The 3,810-nt window shown below is 28.0% G+C and carries 5 protein-coding genes; all 5 read left to right on the top strand.

The genetic code is table 11. The features are described 5' to 3' along the window. On the top strand, positions 1-873 hold an 873-nt coding region (locus I2E98_RS15545; RefSeq protein ID WP_207737639.1), incomplete at its 5' end, for an HNH/ENDO VII family nuclease. Beyond that, a complete protein-coding gene (locus I2E98_RS15540; RefSeq protein ID WP_195469777.1) occupies positions 873-1,301 on the top strand; it encodes an SMI1/KNR4 family protein in 429 nt (142 codons plus the stop codon). The genes I2E98_RS15545 and I2E98_RS15540, both read left to right, overlap by 1 nt. 776 nt (positions 1,302-2,077) lie before the next feature. Further along, on the top strand, positions 2,078-2,230 hold the full coding sequence (locus I2E98_RS15535; protein WP_207737638.1) for a hypothetical protein: 153 nt from the start codon (positions 2,078-2,080) through the stop codon (positions 2,228-2,230). 12 nt (positions 2,231-2,242) lie between these two features. Next, the gene (locus I2E98_RS15530; protein WP_195469776.1) at positions 2,243-2,512 is read left to right on the top strand and encodes a hypothetical protein; all 270 of its coding nucleotides are present in this window, start codon (positions 2,243-2,245) and stop codon (positions 2,510-2,512) included. 344 nt (positions 2,513-2,856) lie between these two features. Continuing rightward, entirely contained in the window at positions 2,857-3,333 is a 477-nt protein-coding gene (locus I2E98_RS15525) for a hypothetical protein (protein WP_195469775.1), read from the top strand. The last annotated feature ends 477 nt before the right edge of the window (positions 3,334-3,810 follow it).

Here is a 3,810-nt window from a genome sequence, read left to right as displayed (position 1 = left end):
GGTGTAAATATGATAACAGGAGAAAAGTTATCGTTGGCAGAAAGATTAATTACAGCTGCATGCTTCTTTATACCAATAGTAGGAGCATCATTCGTAAGAGAATCCGGACAAGGAATAGTTAAATTTATAGGAAAGCACTGGGATGAGGCAGTACAATTTGTTTCAAAGTATATAGATGAAGGAATTACTTTGTTATCAAAACATGGTGGAGATTTCTTAATGAATATAGCTAAAAAAGGTGATGAACTCTCAACATTATTAAAAAGAGCATTTAATTTTGCTGATGAAATAGAGTTTGCTGGAGTAGGAACACTTAAGGGAGATCCTGAGGTTAGTACAAAGATTCAGGATTTTGTATCTAAGATTAGTGGTAAAGTTGATAATGTAAGTAGTGGGACTATAAAGGGGGTAAGTAACCCTAAATTAAATTTAATTAGTGAGTATGTTAATAATGATGTATTCAGCAAATCAGTTAGTTTTAACGCTGGAGAAGGTGGTACAGGAATAACATATAAAGTATTCCAAAGAAATGATATAGATTGGGATATGCTAAGGAGTACTGGAGCTAAAAAAGGAAGAGGATTGACTAATGCAGAAGCAGCAGAAAGATATGGATTAGCACCTATTTTGGATGCTGATGGAAATGTTGCAACATTGCATCACTCACAACAGCATAGCGTTGGACCATTATTTGAAGCATCAACAAGATATCATAATATAAGTAATGCTAAAAGAGCACCATTACATCCATATAAAGGTCAATTAAATCCATTTAATCCAATGAGTGAAGAAGTAAGAAAGGCATTTCAAAAGGTAGATTCAATTGAATATTGGAAAACTAGAGGAAGAGATGCAATGAAAGGAGTAAAATAATGAGTAAATTGCCAAAAGGTTTAGAAAAAATATTAAATGATACTATATATTTAAGAAATAATAAAGATGATGTAATTAAAGCTATAAAGGAATTAGATATAAGTCCATCAGAAGAATTCATTCAATTCTATACAACATATGCCGGTCCATTTTGGGAGGAAACTTTAGGGATAGAATTAATGGACATTATAGAAGATAACAACAATATTTTAAAGTCAACTAATATATGTAGAGAGGAACATGGATTTAATAAAAAATATCTTGTATTAACTGAGATGTCAGCAAATGAGGTAATAGTATTGGATAGTGATACTGATAAAGTGTATAGAGTTAATTTTGAAGGGGGCGATGAACTACTAAAGAATGGAAATCTTCAAGAAGAATGGAGTAGTTTTACTGATTTTCTTAAAGAGTATTTTGATTGTTAATGATAAATAAATGCATAATAAATAAGTAATTAACTATACTAAGAAGAATTAACACTAGAATATAGTTAAATAAGTAACAGTAAGAATATTTAATACTGCATAATTTTAATAATGTAGTGAATAGGGGCAAAGGGGGGTAGAGTGGCAGATAAAATTGAAAAGTAATTTCTGGTTGATAAAGCTAAAAAGTATTTTCTAAAATCTTTACCACCTTATCCCCCTTTCAAGCTGATGTAAAAGAAAATATCGTTGTAACTGAAATACTGATACTTCAATTACAACGGTATTTTTTGTTTATGTGTAAGAAATAATGTAGGAATAAAAGAAGTAGCATGATAAAATAAGGTTAATAGATTAAGATAGAAAAAGTAACTACATAAAACTAAAAATGGTAAGGGATAAGAAGTAGTTAAAAAGTTATGGTAAGGGTTGAAAACACTCAACTTTAGCACTAAAAATAATAAGACAGACTCTGCCCCAAGGGCGTTAGTAAAGCTACTGACTATGGAAAGTATTCAACAATAATTGATGATAAGGTAAAAGTAATTGATAAGGTAGATTTACCTGAATGGATAGGTGAGTCATTTACGGATGGAAACTATAGGACGGTTGTAACAGAAGAAAACATTACTTTTTATAGAACTTACGGTGGTGGTGCAAAAGTTGATGGTTCTTTTGTAACTACCACACCAGCAGGAAATAGAATTAATGCAAAAATTAATACTGCATTAGTTCCAGAATGGAAAAATTCAAGACAATATGAAGCAGTTATAGAGGTGCCTAAAGGTACAACAATAAATATTGGTAAGGTTGAGAAACAATACACTAAAACTGGGGCATTACTTGAAGGCAATGGTGACCAAATTTTATTACCACAAGGGTGGCCGTCAGAATGGATAAAAGAAATAAGAGAAGTACCAAGTAGATAGGAGGACAATTAAGTGGATATAAAAAGAGAGTTATTAGAACAAATAGAAATTGTAATAAAGAAGCTTGAAATGGAATATGCTGATGAAATTAAAAGTGGTGTAATGAAACTGATATATATAAGATATATGAATGCATTAGATATTCTAAAAAATAATAAAGATATAAATCAAATTAATATAATTGGTGGAGTAAGAGCATATATGGATAGTTATAATGATTATAATAATCCATTACTAGGAGAATTGCATAAAGCAGAAAAATTAAATAAGCAACTAATATAAAACTAGATGCAAAATTAAATAGCAACTCAATTCATAATAGGTAAAAAGATATTAATGTAGTAATACCAATAAAATAGATAAAGCAAGTTACAGCATAATATTAATAATGCAGTAAAAGAGTAAAAGGTTAATGTTTCATTAGTTGGAGCATTAATATTTTACTCTTTTACTTAAATTGTCATATATAAAAATTGGTAGTGCTATAGGGGAACAATTAATGAGGAGGGAGTAATGTAAACTTGTTAAATAAATATTATAGATGCTGATACTGGCAAAATAATTAGTAAATTTAAATATGATATAAAATTTGGATGGGTTGATTTTAAATAGGAGTTGAATTTATTATGTATGCTATTTACAACAAAAAAATATATAAATTAAATATATTGGAAAATGGTTTTGAAATTTATTCTGAATCAAAAGATATGGTTGATTCAAGTTTTAAAGAGGTAAAAATAGAGCAAGGCTTTTTTTCAAGAGTTATATATACTAAAGAGGTAAAAATAACTGATATTGAATTGGCTTATGAGCTAAAGTATAAAGTTATCTTTAAAGGAATGGAATACGAGTGTTTAAAAGTTGATTCAGAAACTTTAGGTATAAACTATATAACTATATATACTAGTGATTCTGACATTGCCCACAAGTATGGATTTATAAAAAAAGAGCAATTTATTTTTGATAAAGATGTATCTTTAGATGAAATAGATGCATTAATTGAAATTAAAAAGCCTATATTAAATTTTAGTAATTTAGGGGAAGAAAAAATAAAGATAGAACAAAAAGATATTAGAGATTATCTGCTAAATATTATTGAATAATTATTAAAAGAATTATGAGGCAATGCCTTTAGAATAAGGTATTGTCTCTTTAGCTTAGTTGGTGGATTTTTAAACCCACGAGAATTACCAGAATAGGAGAAGGGAAAATGAATAATATAATTAAAGTAAATGGAAATGAATTAAGTATTGATAGCAAAACTATTAAGTTTAAATATGATATCAGGGATACTAAGGTAGTTAATAATCAAGTTATTTTATATTGATTTAATAATTATAAATTAAAAAGAAAAGATACGGATTATAAATATATAAATTATCACAATTGATTGACATTTATCGATATGGTAAAATTTTGAATAAATACAAATATATAATTAATATAAAGATTGCTGTAAATATAAAGGTATAGACTAATAGTATTTAAGAATAAAAGGGGTGCTTATGGGAGATATAAAGCTTAGTCGTAATGAATTATTACAACAAGCTAGAAGGGTAAGTAACATAAAAGATGAGATA

Origin of the sequence: Clostridium sp. D43t1_170807_H7, from assembly GCF_015555905.1 — a bacterium.
Classification (GTDB): Bacteria; Bacillota; Clostridia; order Clostridiales; family Clostridiaceae; genus Clostridium.
This window is presented reverse-complemented; position numbering and strand designations above follow the sequence as displayed.